Origin of the sequence: uncultured Paraglaciecola sp. (assembly GCF_913020055.1) — a bacterium.
GTDB lineage: Bacteria > Pseudomonadota > Gammaproteobacteria > Enterobacterales > Alteromonadaceae > Paraglaciecola.
In genome coordinates this window covers 24163-46014 of the sequence record NZ_CAJWCF010000006.1, presented here as the reverse complement: position 1 = coordinate 46014, position 21852 = coordinate 24163, and the positions used below count along the sequence as shown (strand labels likewise).

15 protein-coding genes are annotated in these 21852 nt (G+C 40.7%); 10 read left to right on the top strand and 5 right to left on the bottom strand.

The window, feature by feature from the left end; all coding sequences use genetic code 11:
- Nucleotides 1-21: 21 nt before the first annotated feature.
- A complete protein-coding gene (locus QZ488_RS02490) occupies nt 22-1260 on the bottom strand; it encodes a TMEM143 family protein (RefSeq protein WP_293746096.1) in 1239 nt (412 codons plus the stop codon).
- 341 nt (nt 1261-1601) lie between these two features.
- Between QZ488_RS02490 and QZ488_RS02485 the strand changes: the two genes are divergently transcribed.
- From QZ488_RS02485 to QZ488_RS02475, 3 genes are all read left to right on the top strand, one after another.
- Nucleotides 1602-3344 (top strand): DEAD/DEAH box helicase, encoded by a 1743-nt coding sequence (locus tag QZ488_RS02485; protein ID WP_293746055.1) that lies wholly within the window; start codon nt 1602-1604, stop codon nt 3342-3344.
- A 172-nt stretch (nt 3345-3516) separates the two neighbouring features.
- Complete coding sequence (cysG, locus tag QZ488_RS02480; RefSeq protein WP_293746054.1) at nt 3517-4908, top strand: siroheme synthase CysG; 1392 nt, start codon at nt 3517-3519, stop codon at nt 4906-4908.
- Between the two features lie 171 nt (nt 4909-5079).
- Nucleotides 5080-6303: an EAL domain-containing protein gene (locus QZ488_RS02475; protein WP_293746053.1), complete on the top strand. Its 1224-nt coding sequence runs from the start codon at nt 5080-5082 to the stop codon at nt 6301-6303.
- 93 nt (nt 6304-6396) lie between these two features.
- On the opposite strand, the gene QZ488_RS02470 is transcribed toward QZ488_RS02475, so the two are convergent.
- Nucleotides 6397-7143, bottom strand: a complete 747-nt coding sequence (locus QZ488_RS02470) for a ferredoxin--NADP reductase (RefSeq protein ID WP_293746052.1) — start codon at nt 7141-7143, stop codon at nt 6397-6399.
- 106 nt (nt 7144-7249) lie between these two features.
- Between QZ488_RS02470 and QZ488_RS02465 the strand changes: the two genes are divergently transcribed.
- From QZ488_RS02465 to QZ488_RS02455, 3 genes are all read left to right on the top strand, one after another.
- The gene (locus QZ488_RS02465) at nt 7250-8068 is read left to right on the top strand and encodes a GGDEF domain-containing protein (protein WP_293746051.1); all 819 of its coding nucleotides are present in this window, start codon (nt 7250-7252) and stop codon (nt 8066-8068) included.
- A 60-nt stretch (nt 8069-8128) separates the two neighbouring features.
- A complete protein-coding gene (locus QZ488_RS02460) occupies nt 8129-8830 on the top strand; it encodes a TIGR02285 family protein (RefSeq protein WP_293746050.1) in 702 nt (233 codons plus the stop codon).
- Nucleotides 8831-9240: 410 nt separating this feature from the next.
- Nucleotides 9241-9549, top strand: a complete 309-nt coding sequence (locus QZ488_RS02455) for a hypothetical protein (RefSeq protein ID WP_293746049.1) — start codon at nt 9241-9243, stop codon at nt 9547-9549.
- A 108-nt stretch (nt 9550-9657) separates the two neighbouring features.
- Here the strand turns inward: QZ488_RS02455 and QZ488_RS02450 are convergent, their stop codons facing one another.
- Together QZ488_RS02450 and QZ488_RS02445 are read right to left on the bottom strand one after the other, a co-directional pair.
- The gene (locus QZ488_RS02450) at nt 9658-10404 is read right to left on the bottom strand and encodes a hypothetical protein (protein WP_293746048.1); all 747 of its coding nucleotides are present in this window, start codon (nt 10402-10404) and stop codon (nt 9658-9660) included.
- An 82-nt stretch (nt 10405-10486) separates the two neighbouring features.
- Entirely contained in the window at nt 10487-10780 is a 294-nt protein-coding gene (locus QZ488_RS02445; protein ID WP_293746047.1) for a putative quinol monooxygenase, read from the bottom strand.
- Between the two features lie 99 nt (nt 10781-10879).
- On the opposite strand from QZ488_RS02445, the gene QZ488_RS02440 reads away from it, so the two are divergent.
- The 3 genes from QZ488_RS02440 to msrB all read left to right on the top strand — a co-directional run bounded on the left by QZ488_RS02440 (nt 10880) and on the right by msrB (nt 16568).
- A complete protein-coding gene (locus QZ488_RS02440; RefSeq protein ID WP_293746046.1) occupies nt 10880-14515 on the top strand; it encodes a hydantoinase B/oxoprolinase family protein in 3636 nt (1211 codons plus the stop codon).
- A 33-nt stretch (nt 14516-14548) separates the two neighbouring features.
- Nucleotides 14549-15766 (top strand): Nramp family divalent metal transporter, encoded by a 1218-nt coding sequence (locus QZ488_RS02435; RefSeq protein ID WP_293746045.1) that lies wholly within the window; start codon nt 14549-14551, stop codon nt 15764-15766.
- Nucleotides 15767-15995: 229 nt separating this feature from the next.
- Entirely contained in the window at nt 15996-16568 is a 573-nt protein-coding gene (gene msrB / locus QZ488_RS02430) for a peptide-methionine (R)-S-oxide reductase MsrB (protein ID WP_293746044.1), read from the top strand.
- A gap of 440 nt (nt 16569-17008) precedes the next feature.
- Here the strand turns inward: msrB and QZ488_RS02425 are convergent, their stop codons facing one another.
- Nucleotides 17009-18835 carry a M2 family metallopeptidase gene (locus tag QZ488_RS02425; RefSeq protein ID WP_293746043.1) on the bottom strand — a complete coding sequence of 609 codons (1827 nt, stop codon included), beginning with the start codon at nt 18833-18835 and terminating at the stop codon, nt 17009-17011.
- A 1170-nt stretch (nt 18836-20005) separates the two neighbouring features.
- On the opposite strand from QZ488_RS02425, the gene QZ488_RS02420 reads away from it, so the two are divergent.
- Complete coding sequence (locus tag QZ488_RS02420; protein WP_293746042.1) at nt 20006-21736, top strand: DUF4856 domain-containing protein; 1731 nt, start codon at nt 20006-20008, stop codon at nt 21734-21736.
- Nucleotides 21737-21852 lie beyond the last annotated feature (116 nt).

Sequence of the window (21852 nt, the reverse complement as noted above, 5' to 3'; positions counted from 1 at the left end):
TAGTCACTTTACAAATAGCGCTTAGGAAAAATTAAATAATGCATCCCACTGAGCATCCAGTTTGACTTGTGCGGTTTTTATAGGCAATGCAGTGTATTGCCCATCAGTTAATTTGACGATACCAAATCGCTGCAATTTGGATAAAGCATCGGTAATTTCAAAATCAATTTCAAAATCGAATTTTTTCTTAAACCACAATTCTATTTTTTCGTCTAACTGCTGCATTGCCATTGGTCCTTCCTGAGTAATAAGAAAGTAATAAGCCAATATAGCCTCTTTGCATTCCTCTTCCTCAGCCGAGTCAATAAGGTGATGAAAGACCCCTGAGTTGTTATCTAAATTTTTAAAGTACAGGTTGTCTGCTAACGCTTTCATAAATCGTAACTTACGGTTTTTAAACTTACTCCATTCTTTAAAAATAAAACCACCTAACACTCCTGTCCCTACACCCAGAGCGATCAATTCTTGGGTATTAATCGTCACTTCTTTATTACTCAAGCCCAGCCAGAAACCAAAAAGTCCAGCTAACACTATTAGAGAAGCGCCAAGTTTAGTCACTAGAACCACAGTTCCCCCGACTAACGCAGAGCCACCTATTATGGCTTTATCGATAGTCCTCATTCGAACCTGACTATTCGGAAATAACATTTCCAAATCGGCCTTAGGCACATTCTGAAAAAGTTTAATAATGGTGGAACCCGATTCAAAATTGGCCGTAGTAGATTTGCTTTGAGCAAAATAATTTACATCTTTAAACTTAATATACACTGCTACTTTGTCGTAATTGGTGAAAGTGATTTTTTGTTTGAGCAATCCCCAAAACTTACTGATGGTTTCAGTTTGTTGGTATTCCCCACGTCGATAAAACACTACATCTTCAAAATCTTCAAATTCAACCGCTAACCTGACTTTAAACAGGGACTCTTCCTGCAATGCCTCTTGCAGATCTTGATCTGTCACTTTTTCAAAATTTGCTGCATTTAAAACTTGGGTAAACCTGAAAGTAAAATTACTTTGTTTAGCCAGCAAAATGTCATCCGTTAACTTTGTCATAGGTAAAGTATCTGAATTAGGATCAAAAGGTGCGTAACTGTCTTTTAACTCCTCAAGAATTTGATGATATTCAAAATGCATTGTACTCACTATCAACTGACAAAGAATTTTAAATCCTTTCAGCTGGTCACTGGATAAACGCCCATCATCTAAACAAGTTTGAATTAAGTCTGATTTTCTCAACGGGATAAATCTGTCTTTTTTGATACTTTGCTGCATAGGGGCTTGTGATCCTGATTCTAAAAACTACTTTCGACAAAAATTAGCCAAATGAGGAATTTTCTCGCTTTATGTTAACCGTTAAGCACAACTAAAACACATATTTGCAACATCATTGACAATAAAGCATAAAGTTACCTGCTACAAAATGACATTTTCCAAAAATAATGCAATTAAACAAAGCATTACATGGAGTAAATGGTGAATATCGAATATAATTTAACCTTTGAAACCGTGCCGGCTTCGCCTTAAATAATTGTATTACCGATTTTCGAAATTGTATTACCGATTCAAATAATGCTGTGCCTGCCTGTACCCTGGGAATATTGATGACTACCACCACATCTGAAATAACATTTAGAGATTTAAACCTACCCGAAGAACTGCTGCAAGCATTGGACAAAGTCGGCTACGAAAAACCAACACCTATTCAAGCAGAGTGTATTCCACTTATTATTGATGGCCACGATTTATTAGGCACGGCGCAAACTGGTACCGGTAAAACCGCTGCTTTTGCTTTACCTATGTTAGCTAACATTGATCCTGACGAAAAAAATACTCAACTATTGGTTTTAGCCCCTACAAGGGAATTGGCCATTCAAGTAGCTGAAGCTTTTCAGGTTTATGCCAGCTTTTCTAAAAAAATTAACGTACTACCTATTTATGGTGGTTCGTCTTACGACAACCAAATTCGCCAACTAAGACGTGGCACGCAAGTGGTTGTTGGTACACCTGGGCGTGTAATTGACCATATTAAAAAAGGCACACTTAAACTCGATAAGTTGAAGTTTTTAGTACTAGATGAAGCCGACGAAATGTTACGTATGGGTTTTATCGACGACGTAGAATGGATTTTGGGCCACGCTCCTAAAGAACGTCAAACGGCTTTGTTTTCAGCAACGATGCCAGACCCAATTCGTAAAATAACCAAACGTTATTTGAATGACCCTAAGTCAGTCAAAATTGAATCCAAAGTCACCACTGCCAGCACTATTCGCCAGCGTTATGTGCAAGTAGCTGGGCACCATAAATTGGAAGCCCTGACGCGCATAATGGAAGTTGAAGTGTTTGATGGTGTAATCATCTTTGTACGTACTAAAACTGCCACTATGGAATTAGCTGAAAAGTTATCTGCAAGAGGTTATGCAGTTGAACCGCTTAATGGTGACATTCCACAAAACTCGCGCGAACGCACCGTAGACCGCTTGAAGAAAGGCAAAATCGACATTCTAGTCGCTACCGATGTAGTGGCTCGTGGACTGGATGTTGAGCGTGTAAGTCACGTTATCAACTTTGACGTACCTTACGATACAGAATCATATGTTCACCGTATTGGCCGTACCGGACGTGCAGGACGTCAAGGTGATGCGATATTATTTATCTCACATCGTGAAAAACGTATGTTGTTTTCTATTGAGCGCGCCACTAGGCAAACAATTGATGCGATGACTATCCCATCAATCTCAGAATTAAACGAAACACGCTTGTCTCGTTTCAAAAATAGTGTGATTGAAGCAATGGGTGATTCATCTATTGAAACACTCATACCTATCGTTGAGTCAATTCAAGCAGAAACAGAAGCTGCACCTGAAGTGATCATGGCGGCATTAGCCAAAATCGCACAAGGTGATGAGCCGCTAATTCTTAAAGAAAGCGACCGCCCTGATTTAAATGCTAGACCACCTAGAAATGACCGAAACGACAGAAACGATCGTGCCCCTAGAGAGCGTGGTGGTCGTAACGAACGTGGTGGCGAACGTGTTAAACGTGAGCGCAAATCTGGACCACCGAGTGAAGGTATGCAACGTTACCGCATAGAAGTGGGTCACACTCATGGAGCCAAGCCTGGCAACATAGTGGGCGCAATCGCTAATGAAGCAAACATTAGCAGTAAAAATATTGGTTCTATCGAAATTTATGATAATTTCAGCACCGTTGATTTACCTAAAGACATGCCCAAAGCAACACGCGAGACCTTGCAAAAGACTCGGGTTGCTGGCCGTAGTTTAGGAATGCGCGAATGGTCAGAACAAGCGCCCAAAAAACGCGGTAATCCAGCTAACCGCGACTAAGCTTCGAGCTTACAAAAATTAACAAGGGGCTGCATAGCCCCTTTTTTTTGTGTGCAAACCTAAAAAAAACACCTTTTTAATAACCTAATGGAATATCAATTCTGTTTTAATTGGTTTTCACTTTTAGTCTAAAAGGGCACACTGAACACGTCTTTTTCACGAGTATTAACACATGCAATATTTCCCGATATTTTTAGATACCACTGACTTAACTTGTTTAGTTGTAGGCGCCGGAGAAGTAGCTGCACGTAAAGTGGAATTACTGTTAAAAACATCTGCACACATCACAGTAGTCGCCCCTTTGGTGTGCGATACCGTACAACGATTTGCAGAACAAAAAAAGATCCAACTTATTGTCAGACCTTACTCTGAGTCAGATCTGACCAACCAACAAATTGTGTTTGTTGCTACCGATAACAGTGAATTAAACGCACAAATTCACGATCAGGCACGTGCTCAAAAGATTTTGGTCAATGTGGTAGACAACACCCCACTTTGTCAATTTATTACTCCTTCGATTGTTGATCGTTCACCTATCATCATTGCCATAAGCAGTGGTGGTGTCGCGCCAGTTTTACTGCGATATTTAAGGCAAAAACTCGAGTCAGTGATCCCAACAAAAGTAAGTTTATTAGGGCAGTTCTCTGAAAAATTTAGAGATTCAGTAAAGAAACGATTTAAGTCTGTTACTGAGCGCCGCTATTTCTGGGAAGACGTACTCGATGGCGATATTGCCGAAAACGTCTTACAAGGTAACGAACAACTCGCTGAGCAAAAAATGTTAGAAAAACTCAATGCTCAAGATGCCAACAAAACAGTTGGAGAGGTGTATTTAGTAGGTGCAGGCCCAGGCGATCCAGATTTATTGACGTTTAGAGCCTTACGCTTAATGCAAAAAGCCGATGTGGTAGTGTATGACCGTTTGGTGTCGCCAGAAATCCTAGAACTGGTTAGACGTGATGCAGAAAAAATCTACGTGGGCAAAGCGAAAAGCAAGCACACTGTACCACAAGACCAAATCAATGAGTTATTGGCAAAAGAAGCGTTAGCGGGTAATCGCGTGGTTCGACTAAAAGGTGGAGACCCTTTTATTTTTGGCCGAGGAGGTGAAGAACTCGAAACACTCATCGAACATGGTGTGAATTTTCAAGTCGTTCCCGGCATTACAGCAGCCAGCGGCGCAGCCAGTTATGCCGGCATTCCGCTAACACATAGAGATCACGCCAAGTCAGTGGTATTTGCCACAGGACACTTACAAGACAACAGTATTAACCTCAATTGGCAAGGATTAGCCCAGCCAGACCAAACCATAGTGTTCTATATGGGTTTAACCGGTTTACCTATTATTTGCGAGCAATTAGTCAAACATGGTCTAGCTGGCACAACGCTCATTGCTATGGTGGAATCGGCGACGACTTCACAACAAAAAGTAGTAACAGGCACCTTGCAAGATATTCAACAAAAAGCTGAAATCGCACAAATCAAACCACCAGCACTGATCATTGTAGGCTCGGTGGTAAGTTTGCATAAAAAACTGAATTGGTTTGGTCAAATCAACAATTAGTCATTCAGAAAATAAATGTATCTAAGGCTTTTTTTCTTGTTACGCAAGGCTTATTGTTGCAGGCTTAATAAATACTCAAACATTTTTACGTTTCTAACAGCATAGAAATTAGTCCCATCAAAATGTTCGGGTCAGTGTTACGATTTGTAATATCAACCGGAAGATATCACTATGAATTTTTATGTTGCACGCCAGCCTATTTTTGACAAAAACAAAAATCTATTTGCCTATGAGTTATTGCTTCGTGACAGCCTAGACAATGTATTTCCGCAAAATATAAATGATGATGAAGCTACCGCCAAAATTATTGAAGGTTTGGAATTTAATTTAGGCTTAGAAAGTTTAACCCAAGGCACCTTAGCTTTTATCAACTTTACCCATGACTCGCTAGTAAACGGCTATCCTTTGTTATTGGACAAAGAGAAAATTATGGTTGAAGTGCTCGAAACAGCCAAACCTAATAACAAACTTCTTGCTGCATGTATTAATTTGAAAGAAAAAGGGTATTCCATTGCTCTGGATGATTACGAGCATGATTCAGCATGGAAACAATTTTTTTCCTATGTGGATATTATCAAGCTCGACTATAGCTTAACCTCCGAACCGCAGTTTCAAGAAATTATAGCGGCCTTAAGTTCCTACCCTGATATAAAGTTATTGGCTGAAAAAATCGAAACTTACTCTGAATTTCAACACGCCTTAGGTATAGGTTGTGAGTATTTTCAAGGTTACTTTTTTAGTCGCCCAGAAGTGATTAAAACAGTGGCATTTAACCCTTCTCAAGTTTCAGTGATTAACTTGATGTCCGAAATCAATAAAGGCGAACTGGATATTAAAAAGATCACTTCCATATTCGAGGATGAGGTCAACCTGTCTTTTAAATTACTACGTTATGTACAATCTCCAATCTTCAAGCGCAACACCACCATACAGAGCATTAAACAAGCCTTACTAGTATTAGGTATAGACGAGTTAAGACGATTTATTTGTTTGTTGTTTACCGCACAATTTTCAGTGGGAAAACCCAAACAATTAACTGTCATGGCCTTGGCTAGAGGGCGTTTTTGCGAATTGATGGTAAAAGCGGCCTTACCTTCTCATTCCCAGTCTTCTGCTTTTCTAATCGGCTTATTATCTTTAATCGACGCCATGGTAGACGGCGACATCCAAGAACTTATGGACAAATTGCCGCTGCACGATGATATAAAAAATGCAATTATTAGTCGAAAGGGAGAATCAGCTAACTTTTTAAAACTATGTGAGTTATTTGAAAAAGCAGATTGGCAAAACATTGAACGTTTTTGCCAAAAAATAGAAGTAGATCGTGAACAATCAGGCTTGTTATTTCAAGACGCAATAATTTGGGCTGATGAGAGAATGTCTGCTATCCACTGACAATAACAATATTCAAACTCACTACCGTAGCTTTACGGTTTTAACTTACTCTGCACTGTTTTCTCTCATCACCTATAGCTTATTCCTTTAGTGCTACCAATACCGCTCTAATGATATTTGACCCGGAGACCGCCTAAGGTGTTTAGCTAAGCCTAATTCAATTAATGTTTGCGTCGCATCTTCTATCATGTCTGGGTTTCCACATAACATTACTTGGCTATGTGATGGGTGAATATCTAAGCCAACATGCTGCTGAATAGATAATGTTTTAAGCAAGGTTGGAATTCGCCCATGCAATGCGTCATCCTTATTCTCTCGACTAACAATTGGCACAAAATGAAATCTATCGGAGTAACGTTTCAACCAATCTTCAATTAATGGCATATAGGCTAAATCGTGCTGATAACGTGCACCGTATACTAAAATAATATTGTCATAACTTTGCCAAGCTTCATCAGTAGCTAAAATAGACAAAAAAGGCCCTACTCCAGTGCCTGTAGCCATTAGCCATAAATCCCGACTTTTAGGTACTTCATCCAGCACTAAAAAACCAGTTGCGGGAGACATGATTTTTAAACAGTCGCCAATTTGTAAAGTGTGTAACTTAGGAGACAACAAACCATCTTCAACAGGTACAGCAATAATCTCCAACTCATTATCATTAGGCCCACTCACTAATGAATAGGGTCGAGATAATATTTTGTCATCTTGTTCAACTCCTACCTTAGTGAACTGTCCCGCCTTAAACCGAGGAAAGTTTTCACACGAAAAACGCAAACTAAACAAATGATCATTCCAATCCGTTCTGCTCACTACTTTTGCATCTAACCACTGTGCCATTTGCTTCTCCTTATTAATTATTTATCCACAATATCATATGCGCATTTGAATAAAAGTGAGTATGATTTCTACCTAACGGATGGAATGCTTATTATTGGCTACTAAAATGGATAACCCATTGAATATTAAACAGACAGTCAACTCAGCGCGTAGCATGACTTTAACTTATGTTATTTCACTTACGTTAATGACTAGCTTGTCAATTATGGTGTATTTTTCGCTAGATAAACTCATCGCTGAACAACCTTATTCTGCCAGCCCAGTTAGTGTAAGTGAGTCACAAATTAAAGTTGATTACGACCAAATTAAACAACCGTTACGTGCCACTCAGCAATTAATACTGACTATTATCATACTCAGCGTTCTCATTAATGTGCTTATCATTATTCGAGCCATAACTGCCAAGACTGGCCAAGACAGTAAAGACATACAACATGCCAATCATGATTATCTGACCAATCTGCTTAATCGCCGGTCTTTTAATGTACTCGCAGAACAATCGGTAGCCATCAGTAAACGTTACAATTCTGATTTGTCTGTCATCAGTTTTGATATCGACCACTTTAAATCCATTAACCAGCAGTATGGACAAGAATTGGGTGACCAAGTGATTCAGAATGTCGCCAATACAATTCAAACAAATTGCCGAGATTCAGATTCAGTGTTTCGTTTTGATGGCAAAGCGTTTCTGTTATTACTACCACAAACCTCGCTAACAGAAGCCACTAAATTAGCCGACAAAATCCGCAACAAAATTGCCAACGCGCCTACGTTTTCAGATAAACTGATTGTAGAAATCACCGCCAGCGGCGGCGTAGCGCAATGGCAGAAACAAGAAGTTAATATTGAAAGTACGCTGAAACGAGCGGAACTTGGGTTAGCAGAGGCTAAGGCGCAGGGGCGAGACCGTGTAATAGTGGGTTAGGTTCCCATGCTTAATTTTTATTAGCCATACTGTGTAAAACTAATAACCGAAGGTCATTAAATGAACAAGGTTTTTCAACTGGTATTCTATTTCATTCTTACAATTTTCAGCTTTTCCAGCTGGAGCAAGAATAGTATTACTTGGTACGAAACCAATACCCCTCCTGTTTTTATTCATGAAGGGCCTTGTAAAGGGCAGGGCTATATACAGTTGATACTAGAGCAAATAATCGAAGGTTTAACTGATTATGAACATAGATTTGAAACTGCAACAGGCGCAAGGATCCTATATAACTTAAAACAAGAAGAAAAGTCTTGTTATCCCACTTTAATTAAAACCAAACAAAGAGAAGAGTTTATTGCTTTTTCAAAACCAGTAGAGCTTACGCCTACTTTAAGGTTAATTACTCGAAAAGGTTTCATTCCTGATATTAATCAAAATGAAAGTATCGATTTATTGGCTCTGATTAATAAAAAATATTCGATACTTTTAATTAAAGAAAGGTCATACGGACTTTTTATCGATGACATTTTAAGCCAATTAGAAACAGGTAATATCCAACGGATTGTTACTGCTGGAAATCAAACGATATTAAAAATGCTTCTCAAAAAACGCACTGATATGGCCCTTGCATATCCGTTTGAAGTTAATTTTTTTGTCAACGACCTTCAAATGTTTGAACAACTAGATCTGTATTCTATTAAGGGCTTACCTCAATACCAATTAGGCCATGTAGGTTGCCCAAAAAATGCTTGGGGGTAATAAAATTATCAAACAAGTCAATGAGCGTATTGATGAAATAAAAGATACTCCTGAATATATTAAGGCTATGACTAAATGGTGGCCTCATGAAGCTGAACGAATGAAAAGCATGGGATATTTAAACTTAACTGACAATTTAATAAGGTGATTTACCAGAGAGTTATTATCAATATCTTGCTAATACAATCCATCTACCGCAATTTAGACTCAGTATTGCATTTTGACGATGAAGCATTTCTACTATAACTGCCACAATCCTCGCTAACAGAAGCGACTAAATTAGCCGACAAAATGCTAATGCGCTAAAACGAGTCGATATTGGGTTAGTACAAGTAAAAAACAGATCGAAATCGGATTGTTAGTAGTAGCTAGTAATTTGTTAGGTATATGAATTAATTAAGGATAGAGAATTGAATTATTTAAAATGGATAAGAAAAACATTCCCTGAGTTGGGAGATATTTCTTGTGAAACTGTTAATACATATATTCAGGAAGCGAAGTCTAGAAGTGAGCTGTTGAGAGAGTTTCTAAAAGTACTAGGGTTTTCATTTATAGTTATCCCGTTTAATTTGTTTCTTTCCGCTTCAGATATCCAGGCTCCATTGTATTGGGTGTTGTTGTTAGCTTCGATTTTTGTTGGTGGCCTCGTTTCTCTTTATTTTGAGCAACAATTAATTAAAAAGAGCCTGCGAAAAATAGTTTCGTCAAAGTATTCCTAACAATTCAATCCTTTAGGAACGCGGAAACAAGGCTGTAAATATGTATTATGATAGCGCGAGTAGGCGTAGCAATTAAGCTATCTGTTTACCCCCCGCGCCATTCGAAATCTACTTCAAATCCCTTTTAATATTCTTCAGGTTAACATCACCAGAACCATCGTTTTCCAATTTAAAATCTGCAGCTCCATTTACATTGATATCGCCAGAACTGTCTTCGACGGTGACGATGCCTGATACGTTTTTAACCCGAATATCGCCTGATGAGTCGTCAATGTTTACATCGCCAACCACATCTTTTAACTGTATTTCGCCAGAACGATCATCAATCAACACATCTCCGCGTAAGTTTTTGCCAACTAAATCACCTGAACGGTCTTCGATTTTGATAAAACCTGCGATATTGTTTAATTCAATATCACCAGAGCGGTCATTCAAAGTCAGTCCATTGTCGACTGACTCAATGCTTAAATCCCCAGACCTATCATCCACCAGCAAAGCTAAAGATGACGGCATGTTAACCTCTACATCGATTCTTTCATTGTTGTAGGTATTATCATTGAAATGGGCAATCAATATGGCTTTATCACCGTCTCGTTCAAGACTAAGCGCATAATCATCATCATTTAGTTCTTCGCCATACACACTCGCAATTACGGTTATTTCGGTTTGGCCTTTTTTACCCACTACGCTTAAGTCGCCGGCACCTACATCGATGTTCAGTTGCTTGATGGCATCATCATCTAAGACTAAGCGCACTTCTTTGTGTAACGTTGCACTGCCCCACCCATCAGCAAAAAGCCCCTGACTCAAAAACGCGGTAGAGACAATTAAACAAACAACAATCAACTTTTTCATGACCTAATCCTTTTTTTAAATAAGAGTCTGATGACCTATTTAGATTAGGTCGCAAACAATCACCAAAAGGTTTAAACAACCTTTATTTAATTTGTTCGGCACTAAAAATATGTAAATTTGCTGGTGCTGATACTAATGCCCGCACTTCTGCGACAAACGCTTGGGAACTAGGTAAGGCAAAATGAGCGTCAATGGCGGCCTGATCTGCCCATTGTTCATAAAAAAACAAACGTAAAGCATTTTCAGGATCTTGGTACACGGCATGACTGATGCAGCCAGGCTCAGTGCGAGAGTGAGCAACATGCTTTTGCGACGCTTGTATGGCTTGCGGCATGTGGCCATCTTTTATTAGCAAATCGCCGGTAATAATAATCATAACTAACCTTCCCCTTTTACAATAACAATCAGTATAAGTTGATAGATTAAAGCATAGGGTCTGGCATAATCACAATTAAGCTACACAAGTGCACTTCAGATGAACAAAGACTCTTATACACCTTATAAAAGCTGGCAATTTTGGATTGATCGCGGTGGCACTTTCACCGATATCGTTGCTAGGCATCCAGATGGCACCCTGCTGTGCAGAAAGTATTTATCTGAAAACCCAGAAGCCTATGCCGATGCAGCCGTTTACGGCATTAAATCCATTTTGGATATCCCCCAATCCGATCCCGTACCTGATGACCTGATAGACAAAATAAAAATGGGCACCACAGTCGCGACTAACGCCTTGTTAGAACGCAAAGGCGACTCGGTTTTATTGGCTATCACAAAGGGTTTTAAGGATGCGCTTGAAATTGGCTATCAAGCACGCCCCGATACGTTTGCCTTAAAGATTGAAAAACCCGATATTCTGTACACTCAGGTCATCGAGATAAACGAGCGAGTCACAGCTAAAGGTGAAGGTGTGCAAGCCCTAGATATTGAACGCAGTAAAAAGGCATTGGAAACAGCTTACAGCCAAGGTCTAACGGCCATTGCAATAGTCCTAATGCATGGCTACCAATACACTCAACACGAAAAACAATTAATGCAGTTGGCTAAGGAAATTGGTTTTAGCCAAATTTCGACTAGCCATGAAGTCAGTCCTTTGCAAAAGCTCATTTCCAGAGGTGAAACCACCTTAGTCGATGCTTATCTCACCCCTATATTATTGCGTTATATTCAAAATATCAGCCAAGGTCTAAACCAACACACACCCGCTCAATTGTTATTTATGCAGTCATCTGGCGGCCTGACTAGCGCAGACACTTTTCGTGGCCGAGATGCCATATTGTCTGGTCCCGCTGGCGGCATAGTCGGTGCTGTACACACCGCTAAACTAGCCGGTTTTGATAAAATTATTGGTTTTGATATGGGCGGCACCTCAACTGATGTGTCGCACTATGCAGGCGAATTTGAAAAAGCCTACGAAACCGAAGTAGCAGGGGTACGTATGCGCGTGCCTATGTTGCACATTCATACTGTAGCGGCCGGTGGTGGGTCAATTTTACGTTACCAAGATGGGCGTTTTCGAGTAGGCCCTGAATCGGCAGGCGCGGTGCCAGGCCCGGTTTGTTATCGGCGCAATGGCGAGTTAGCAGTGACCGATATTAATTTATGCTTAGGCAAAATTCAGGCTGATTTTTTCCCCAGTATATTTGGTCCAGAGCAAAACCTACCTTTAGATAAAACAAGCTCCGTAAAAGCTTTTGCTGACATTGCGCATAATATTGGCGATGGTCGAAGTGCTGAAGACGTAGCCGAAGGTTTTCTAGCCATAGCGATTGAACACATGGCACAAGCTATCAAAAAAATATCCATCGCACGGGGTTACGATGTATCTAACTATGTGCTGAATTGTTTTGGCGGCGCAGGTGGGCAACATGCTTGTTTAGTGGCTGAAAAACTCGGCATTAAAACCGTATTTTTACACAGTTACTCGGGCATTTTGTCAGCTTATGGTATGGGTTTAGCCGATATAAAAGTAGAACGGCAAAAAGTCGCGTGCCCTCTGATCCAAAGCGGTGATATATCAGCAATACAAGTTGCTATTGAACAACTTAAACAAACTAATACTGAAGACTTAACCAGCCAAGGTTTGAACAACAAGCAAATAAATCATCAAAGCAGCGCTTTGCTTAAATACCTGAATACGGATACCAGCCTTAATATTCCACTCGATTCGTTTGCAGCTATGCAAAAAAACTTTACTCAGCAACATGAGCAACAGTTTGGCTTTAGTGCCGACAAACCCATAATGATTGATACCTTAATTGTTGAATCCTATGGCGGCGCTGAAAAGGTGGTAGAAGCCAAACACCCTCTGGCCAAAGACTTATCCATAAAAGCACACAGCGTTAGACAAATTTATAGCCAAGGTCAGTGGTTAGATGCACAGGTTATACATTTATCATCACTCACATTTGGCCATGAAGTATCAGGCCCCACGATAATTGTTGAACCAACAGGCACTATCATTATAGAAAAAAACTGGCGAGCTAAAGTGAATGTAAATGGCCATTTGGAGCTTCACTTTGAACCAATAAACACAGCCTTAATTTCAGGTCAGACAATAGAAGAAAGTGCTCTAAACAAGGCAGACCCTGTCACCCTAGAGCTATTTAACAGTGCCTTTATGAGCATCGCCCAGCAAATGGGCATAGTGTTACGTAATACTTCTCAGTCGGTGAATGTAAAAGAACGTTTGGACTTTTCCTGCGCCATTTTTGATGCCACCGGCAACTTGATTGCTAACGCTCCACATGTGCCCGTGCACTTAGGCTCGATGGATGCCAGCGTCAAAGTGATTATTAATGGTCAACAATCTATCAATCCGGGCGATGTGTTTGTACAAAACAATCCATACAACGGCGGCTCCCATCTACCCGACATTACGGTGATTACCCCTGTGTTTGATGCGGCTAATACCCACATTTTATTTTATGTGGCCAGCCGCGCCCATCATGAAGACGTAGGAGGCATTGCCCCAGGGTCTATGTCTTCATTAGCGACTAACATTCATCAAGAAGGCATTCTACTCGACAGTGTGAAGCTGGTTGCACAAGGACAATTTCAAACCGCTAATATCGAAACGTTATTTTCTTCAGGTGATTATCCTGCAAGAAATGTCGCGCAAAACATGGCCGATTTAATGGCGCAAACTGCGGCCAATAAAACAGGTGTGAATGAGCTACTCAAACTAGTCGACCAGCATGGACTTAAAACCGTGTATGCCTACATGCAACATATCCAAGACAGCGCAAAAACCTCTGTGCAGAACGTGCTGGCTAGATTAGAGAATGGAGAGTTTAGCTATCCGTTAGAATCCGGTTCGACCATTAAGGTCAAAATTACTATTGATAAGGTCAATCTACAGGCATGTATTGATTTTACTGGTACCAGTGCGCAACAAAACAACAACCTGAATGCGCCAAAAGCCATTACCCAAGCAGCTGTGATGTATGTATTTAGATGTTTGGTTGACGATGATGTGCCACTTAACGCGGGTTGTATGCAAGCACTGGAAATTATTGTGCCCGAAGGTTCGATACTTAACCCGCGCTTTCCGGCGGCGGTAGTAGCTGGAAACGTTGAAACAAGCCAAGCGGTGACCAATGCCTTATTTGCCGCTTTAGGTGCGCTGGGGTCCAGCCAAGGCACCATGAATAACCTGACCTTTGGCAATGAAAACTACCAGTATTACGAAACTATTTGTTCTGGCAGCCCCGCAGGCGATGGGTTTAATGGTGTCGCTGCAGTGCATACGCATATGACCAATACGCGTATGACCGACCCCGAAATATTAGAACAACGATATCCGGTGATGCTCAAGGAATTTGTCATTGATCGTGATTCAGGTGGTTCAGGCAAGTGGCATGCGGGTGACGGCATTACCCGTACTATTACCTTTTTAGAAGACATGCAGTGCTCTATTTTATCAGGACACCGAGTCACCCCACCCTTCGGTCTCAAAGGTGGACAAGCAGGCAGAGTCGGGCGTAATTGGTTAACGAAAGGCAACGGTGAACAACAAGCACTGGCCGGATGTGACTTTACGACAGTGGCAGCCGGAGACAGTATCTCTATTCAGTCGCCAACAGGAGGCGGGTTTGGAAAAGCTAATGAATAAACCAATCAAATATCTCAGAGTAGATAAAAATCTATGCTAAAACGTTTAAAAAACATCGGTCCTGGTGCGCTCATCGCAGCGGCATTTATTGGTCCCGGAACAGTCACGGCTTGTACTTTAGCAGGCGCAAATTACGGATACACTCTGCTTTGGGCGTTACTATTTGCCACCATCGCCACTATTATCTTGCAAGAAATGTCCGCTCGTTTGGGCTTAGTCACTCAACAAGGGTTAGGCGAAACATTACGAATCATGCTGAATCAATCTATCTGGAAATGGCCGTTATTTGCTCTGATCATGGTGGCTTTGTATTTAGGTAATGCAGCATACGAGGCAGGAAACTTATCCGGTGCGGCATTAGGCATCGATGCATTAACAGATAATAGCCAATCGTTTTACCGAATCTCAGTTATTCTTATTTCGCTGTTAGCGGGTACTTTACTGTGGCGTGGTTCATATAAACAAATTGAACGTATTTTACTGATATTAGTCGCGCTGATGGCGCTAGCATTTATTGCGACCTTTATCTCTGTTGGCCCCAATTTAAGCGCACTTTTTAAAGGTCTCACTACCCCCAAAATCCCTGATGGCAGCCTGTTAACTGTCATCGCCTTAATTGGTACAACAGTAGTACCCTACAATTTGTTTTTGCATGCCTCAGCGGTAAAAGCCAAGTGGTCATCTGTTAACGATTTAAATCACGCTAGAGCAGACACTGCCACCGCGATTGGATTAGGTGGGTTAATTACCATATTGATAGCCTCCACGGCCGCTGCCAGCATTTTTGGTAGCGGGTTAAATATATCTGGTGCGGGAGACATGGCAACCCAACTAGAACCACTGTTCGGTTCATTTTCAAAAACCATGTTAGGTGTAGGTTTCTTTGCAGCAGGCTTAAGCAGCTCAATCACCGCACCTTTAGCCACAGCCTATGCCATGACAGAAATATTAGGGGTTAAGGGCGGCACGTCATCACGTACCTTTAAGTTAATTGCCCTTAGCGTCATTTTTAGTGGTGTGATCTTAGCCTTAACTGGAATCAAACCTATTAGCATTATTTTAGCCGCGCAATTTGCCAATGGTTTGTTGTTGCCTGTTATTGCCATCTTCTTACTGGTTGTCATGAACCATAAAAAACAATTAGGTCAATATACCAATAAATGGTTGGGTAATACGCTTGGCATAATAGTAGTGATGGTGACTGCAGGTTTAGGTATTCGTTTGATCATGAGCGCCACTGGGATGCTTTGATCCTGTTTCACGAATCCGAAGTTGAGCGCTATAAGTAATCATTAACTTCATGCTTTATTGGTCATGAGTGGCGTAGTTTATGACATAGATAACGAAGCCACGGATGAAAACACATCCAAAGCATAACTATCTTAAAATAGACGCGGTCTCTTTTATTTTTACTCTTATCTAGAAATAAATACCGTAATTGACGGTCTAGTTATACATAATTTATAAAAAGAGGCATCTTATGAACCGCAGAAAATTTATCACGTCAACTATTGCAGTGACCGCAAGCCTGGGATTAGGCAGCACCATGTTTTCGGCTTTTAGTGAGCCCGCATTTAAAAAAAGCAGAACTGCACTCGCAATAGAGCAACAATGGCGCAAGTTTCTACCTAAAAGCTACAGTGGCAGCTTAGTGTTGACACCTCTGAAACTGAGTAAACAAGAATGGCAACAGCGACTTAGTTCGGCTGCTTTTAGAGTGCTTCGAGAAGAACAAACGGAGCGCCCTGGCTCTTCCATCTTAAATGAACAGCATGGTAAGGGCATATATGCCTGTGAAGGTTGTGATTTGCCGTTATTTACGTCAGCGATGAAGTTTGAAAGCGGCACAGGATGGCCCAGTTTTACTACCCATATCCCTGGGCATTTAGCGACCAAAAAAGATTATAAAATGATTTGGCCACGCACCGAGTATCATTGTATCCGCTGTGGTGGACATCAGGGCCATGTGTTCAATGATGGTCCTAAACCCACCGGTCAACGCTGGTGCAATAACGGCGTGGCACTGAAGTTTATAGCGATGAACCCCAGCTAAGTATAATTGATTGAACTAAAACTAGGTTTTTACAAGCGAATACCGTGGCATTAGCTTATTGAAAACGTTACCCGAACGATACTAAAATGAACAGTGTCGGTAAATAAACCCTTTAAACATTGCAAAAATGATGTTCGGGTCATCTACATGTTACTGACGTAAAACCGGTCACGTGATTAATCAAACACCACGCACCGATCATCGGTAAGTGGGGCAATTAAACTATCATAAAGCTATGAACTTATTAATATTACTTAAGATAGGGGGATATTTATATTTTCTTAGAAATATGATGAGGTGGATATAAACAGTGCTGCTGAGAACTATTTATATCCTCAAGGTGAGGTTTAATGCTATCTCATCGAGATGAGGTAGCATTAATGAGTATGGTTAGCTGCAAATAATCAGCAATTTAATTTTTGTATCTGGCTATGAACAGCTTACCACCCACACTGACGGTCAGCGTTTTGCTCATCTAACCACACTTTCAGAGGGGCAAAATACGCCTCAATAGTGGATGCATCCATATCTCGGCCACCCGTCATTGTTTGCATAGCCTCTTGCCAAGGCTGACTCTTACCCATTTCAAGCATGTCATTTAAGGCTGTTCCGGCCTCTTTACTGCCCACAATTGAACAGCGATGCAATGGCTCTTCACTGCCAGCAATATCGCACAATGCTTTATGAAATTGGAATTGTAGGATATGTGCTAAAAAATAGCGTGTGTAAGACACGTTGGCCGGTACATGATATTTAGCACCGGGATCAAAAGCATCAGCATCTCTGCTCACAGGTGCAGCTACACCCTGATAGGTTTCACGCAGTTCCCACCACAATTCGTTGTATTTATCTGGCGTGATGTCCCCTGCTAAAACCTGCCAGCGCCATTGATCAACCATTAAGCCAAAAGGAATAAACGCAATTTTATCCAGCGCTACTTTTAATAACATACCTATGTCGTTTGACGCGTCAGGAATGTCATCGATTAATCCGAGTCCTTTTAAATACGTAGGAGTCATCGACAAAGCAATAGTGTCACCAATCGCTTCGTGGAAACCGCTATTGGCAGAGCCACGATAAAGAATGGGGAGGTCTTTATATGCCCGTTGATAATAATTATGACCTAACTCGTGGTGAATAACGTTAAATTCTTCACCGGTAATTTGAATACACATCTTAATACGCAAATCTTCTTTACTGTCTATGTTCCAGGCAGATGCGTGACATTGCACATCGCGGCCGGGTGGCTTTTGAAACATTGAACGTTCCCAGAACGTTTCGGGCAATGATGTAAAACCTAAGGATGAGAAAAACGCTTCCGCTTCTTTGACCATTCTAATTTCATCATAGCCTTGGTCAGCCATTGCTTTTGTCACATCAGGGACATTCATTTCTTGTTCTGGTTTCACAATGTCGTAAATATTACCCCAGCTTTGTGCCCACATATTTCCTAAAAGATGTGCCGGTATAGGCTGGTCTAACGGCACAGTCTCTTCACCATAATGCTCAGATAACTCAGCTCGTACATGGCATTGCAAGGCTGCATAAAAAGGTTTTACCTGGCCCCAAAGTCGGTCCAATTCTTTTGGGAATTCAGCGGCGGGCATGTCATATTTAGCGCGCCATAATTCAGAAGTATTTGCAAAACCTAGCTCTTTAGCACCTTCATTCGCAATCAGCACTTGCTCCGCATAAACGTCTTTCATGGGCTTTGAAATTTCGCGCCACCCTTGCCAATATTCTTGCAGTAATTCAGGATCACGACTTGTTGCCATTTCAGCGCTCATTTGCACTAAAGACAAACAAGTCCCATCTTCTCTACAATACTCACCCGCTCCATAAATGCTGGTCATTTGGGAACCAATGGCAGCCAGTCGTTCGGCTTTTGCAGGATCTGCAGGTGGTGCTATTTCGAGTGAGGCTTTTAGGAGTTCTAGTTGGCGTCTAGTATCCGCGTCTACTTCTACATCATTAAATGTGGCTGCTGCAACGGCATACTGAGCGCTCAATACCGATGTTTGCTCGTTAAAATATGCGTTGACTTTTCCAGTATCGAAATTGATGTGGGTTGCATAAGCCCATGAAGCATGGGCTGCAGGTGTTGCTATCTTTTCCATTTCACTGGCATATTGCTCTAAAAATTCATTTGCATCTGCAGCCGTTAAGGTCACGGCGCTGATAGCAGTTTCAGGCTTGTTTGCGGGCGCGCAAGCAACGCAAGAAGCCAAAACGGCTACCGATAGTAGGGTTTGTTTTATTATTCGCATTATTTTCCCTGTCGTTTTTTATAGTCATTAGATATTAACAAAACAGAAAGGACAATCAATGTAACCTTACTTGGTAAGTGTCGCATTGATGGTTTCTGTTACTAACAATCTTGCAGTCAATACTTAACAAAGACAAGTGTACCAGTATGATCATAAAGCTAATCATCCACAAATAGCACTGAATCGTGGTTAAAAGTGCAAAATTACTGATAGCTTGCAAACGGATATACCACTCATTAGGCAAGTGAACACTCCAGATTCAGACCGTTATTGCCCGTATCTTTGCGCTATAAAGTTTCAGCATAGCGACAACAAAAAACACACCTGTACTGAAAAATAGCAGTGTCGGGAGTGATATGCCTCTTGTAATGGATACCACAAAAGAGACGGTGTGAAAGTATGCGCGCTCAAAATTTGAATCTTACCTCAAGCGCGGATCTTTTAAAAATAGGTTTTTGTGAGAACGTTTTGAAGGTTGTCATCATGAGCACTTGATTGTATTCAGATACACGCTCCTGCGAAGCCATGCGCGCGGCGAATGGAAAAATCATTCCACTTATGAGAAAAATACAGTGATAAATATTAATTCAGTAAGGAATTTTAAAGAACAACTAAAAAATTAAATCAATCGTTTGGTAAATGGATTAGCGAATGTACTATTTGCTGAACTTTAAATATGGGTTACATGGATGTAATTTTTATATGTTAGAAACTTCTGTTTTTTATAAGTGCACGGAAAAAATAAATAAAAGTGATAGGCAAATTAGATATTCAAAAGCTTTTAGAAAACGAGTAAATATTTATGAGTAAAGAAATGAGGAGCATCAGACTTCGATTTTTGTTACTGGCGCTTTAACAACTAATTTACGCACAGTATTTTATTGCAGAAAACCTTACAGACTATGACTTTTATTTGATTGAGAATATTAACGTTCGGATGACTTACAAATTATGATCAAAATGGCCACGACCATCTGTTTGACTTTCATACAGACTAACTTATCGACTACAGCAGTCATGAGTCAATCAATAAAATTCTGATTATTTACATTAAAACACTTTATCATCACTCACCAAACAATAATGCAAATAGCATTGATTCTTATTTGCATCTGTTTTATAGTGTTTACGTCAAATAAATTACTAATCCATTTGTATTTCGAGGGAAACATGCTTAAAACTAAAAAGAGTTTATTATCAGCCGCAGTTGTTGCTGCCACATTTGGATTAACAGCCTGTGGTGGAAGTTCTAGTGATTCTATGCCAACGCCGACTCCTACACCTTCGGTCAATAGCGCACCTACAGACATAGCTTTGTCTGCCAGTAATGTTTCAGAGAACGTTACAGGTGCCGCTATTGGCACCTTATCAGCAACCGATGCTGATACAGCAGATACCTTTACTTTTGCTGTTGACGACGATCGTTTTGAAATAGATGGTGCGGCGTTAAAACTCAAAGCAGAAAATACACTGAACTTTGAGCAAGAAGCCAACGTTTCCTTAATTGTCACAGTTACTGACAGTGCTAGTGCCACTTTCAGCAAAGATATAACCCTTTATGTCGATGACTTATTAGATTATTACGATTTCGAAAGTAAAGCGATGCCCGGAGAGTCTGCGGTAAATTATAGCGGACAAGTGGCTCGTCAAATACTGATAAGTGACCTATTCAAATTTATTGGTGCAGAAATAAGCGATGCAACAGCGTTTGATACCAATGGCGCTTTTATCAATCGTGATGCGGTAATCAATGCACTTAATTCATATTTTGATGTTTCTGATTATGATGTGGCTTCACAACGTTCAATTTTAACAACCACGTCGCCTGGCGCTCAAACTGTGTTGGCAGACTTATCAAGCTCGTCAAAAAATTTAGTAGGTAAAATAGCAGGTAATGATACCACAGGTCAGCATAAAGACTGGAATAGTGAGTTTGCAGGTTGGGGAGCAAAAGGCTCTACAACACCTGAAGGCCTTGTTCGTACCTTCTTTGATATGCTTGCTGATAATGCACAAACTCAACTAGACGGAACCGTTCGTCAAGACCCCTTTGGTAATGACATTACTAATATCTCATTAACCAGTGATGGTCGTGATTTAAGGCAACTTATTCAAAAATTCTTATCAATGTCAGTCTCATTTTCGCAAGGTGTAGATGATTACTTAGACAGCGATACAGATGGCAAAGGCTTGCTTTCTGATCACACTGATACATCAAAAGCATACACTGAGTTAGAACATCAGTTTGATGAAGGGTTCGGTTATTTCGGTGCGGCCAGAGATTATCTTGATTACACGGATGAAGAAGTCGCCACAAAGGGCGGTCGTGACGATTGGCAGCTTTATCACGATACCAATGGAGATGGAGCCATTGACTTCAATTCTGAGTACAACTTTGGACATTCAGCTAATGCAGCTAAGCGTGACCGTGGTGCAACAGTCGCTAACGATTTTAGCAAGGAAGCAATGGACGCATTTTTACAGGGTCGTAAATTGTTAAATGATACTGCTGGCGTTGCGTTAACAGAAGCGCAAAAAACTGAGCTCTATGGGTATCGTGATATTGCTGTTCTAACATGGGAAAAAGCCATTGCAGCAACGGTTGTTCACTACATCAATGATGTAGATGCAGATTTAGGAACGATTGGAACTGATGACTTTAGCTATTCTACTATCGCAAAACATTGGTCTGAAATGAAGGGCTTCGCTTTAGGTTTACAGTTTAACAAAGCCACACCTCTTAACGATGCAGACTTCATTACAGTTCACAGTATGATGGGTGACATGCCGGTATTAACAGGCGAAGCTGAAGTGTTGGCTTATCGTGCTGATTTAATGATAGCTAGAGATTTGTTGCAGGCAGCTTACGCATTTGATGCACAGAATGCAGCCAATTGGTAAACCTTTTATAACAGGATTTCGTGGTAAAATTTCATAATGAAAATCTATAACAAATCTTATCAATAAACTGGAATAACACTGCTGATATTCCTAAGAGGTTACCCTTTCGAGGCTAA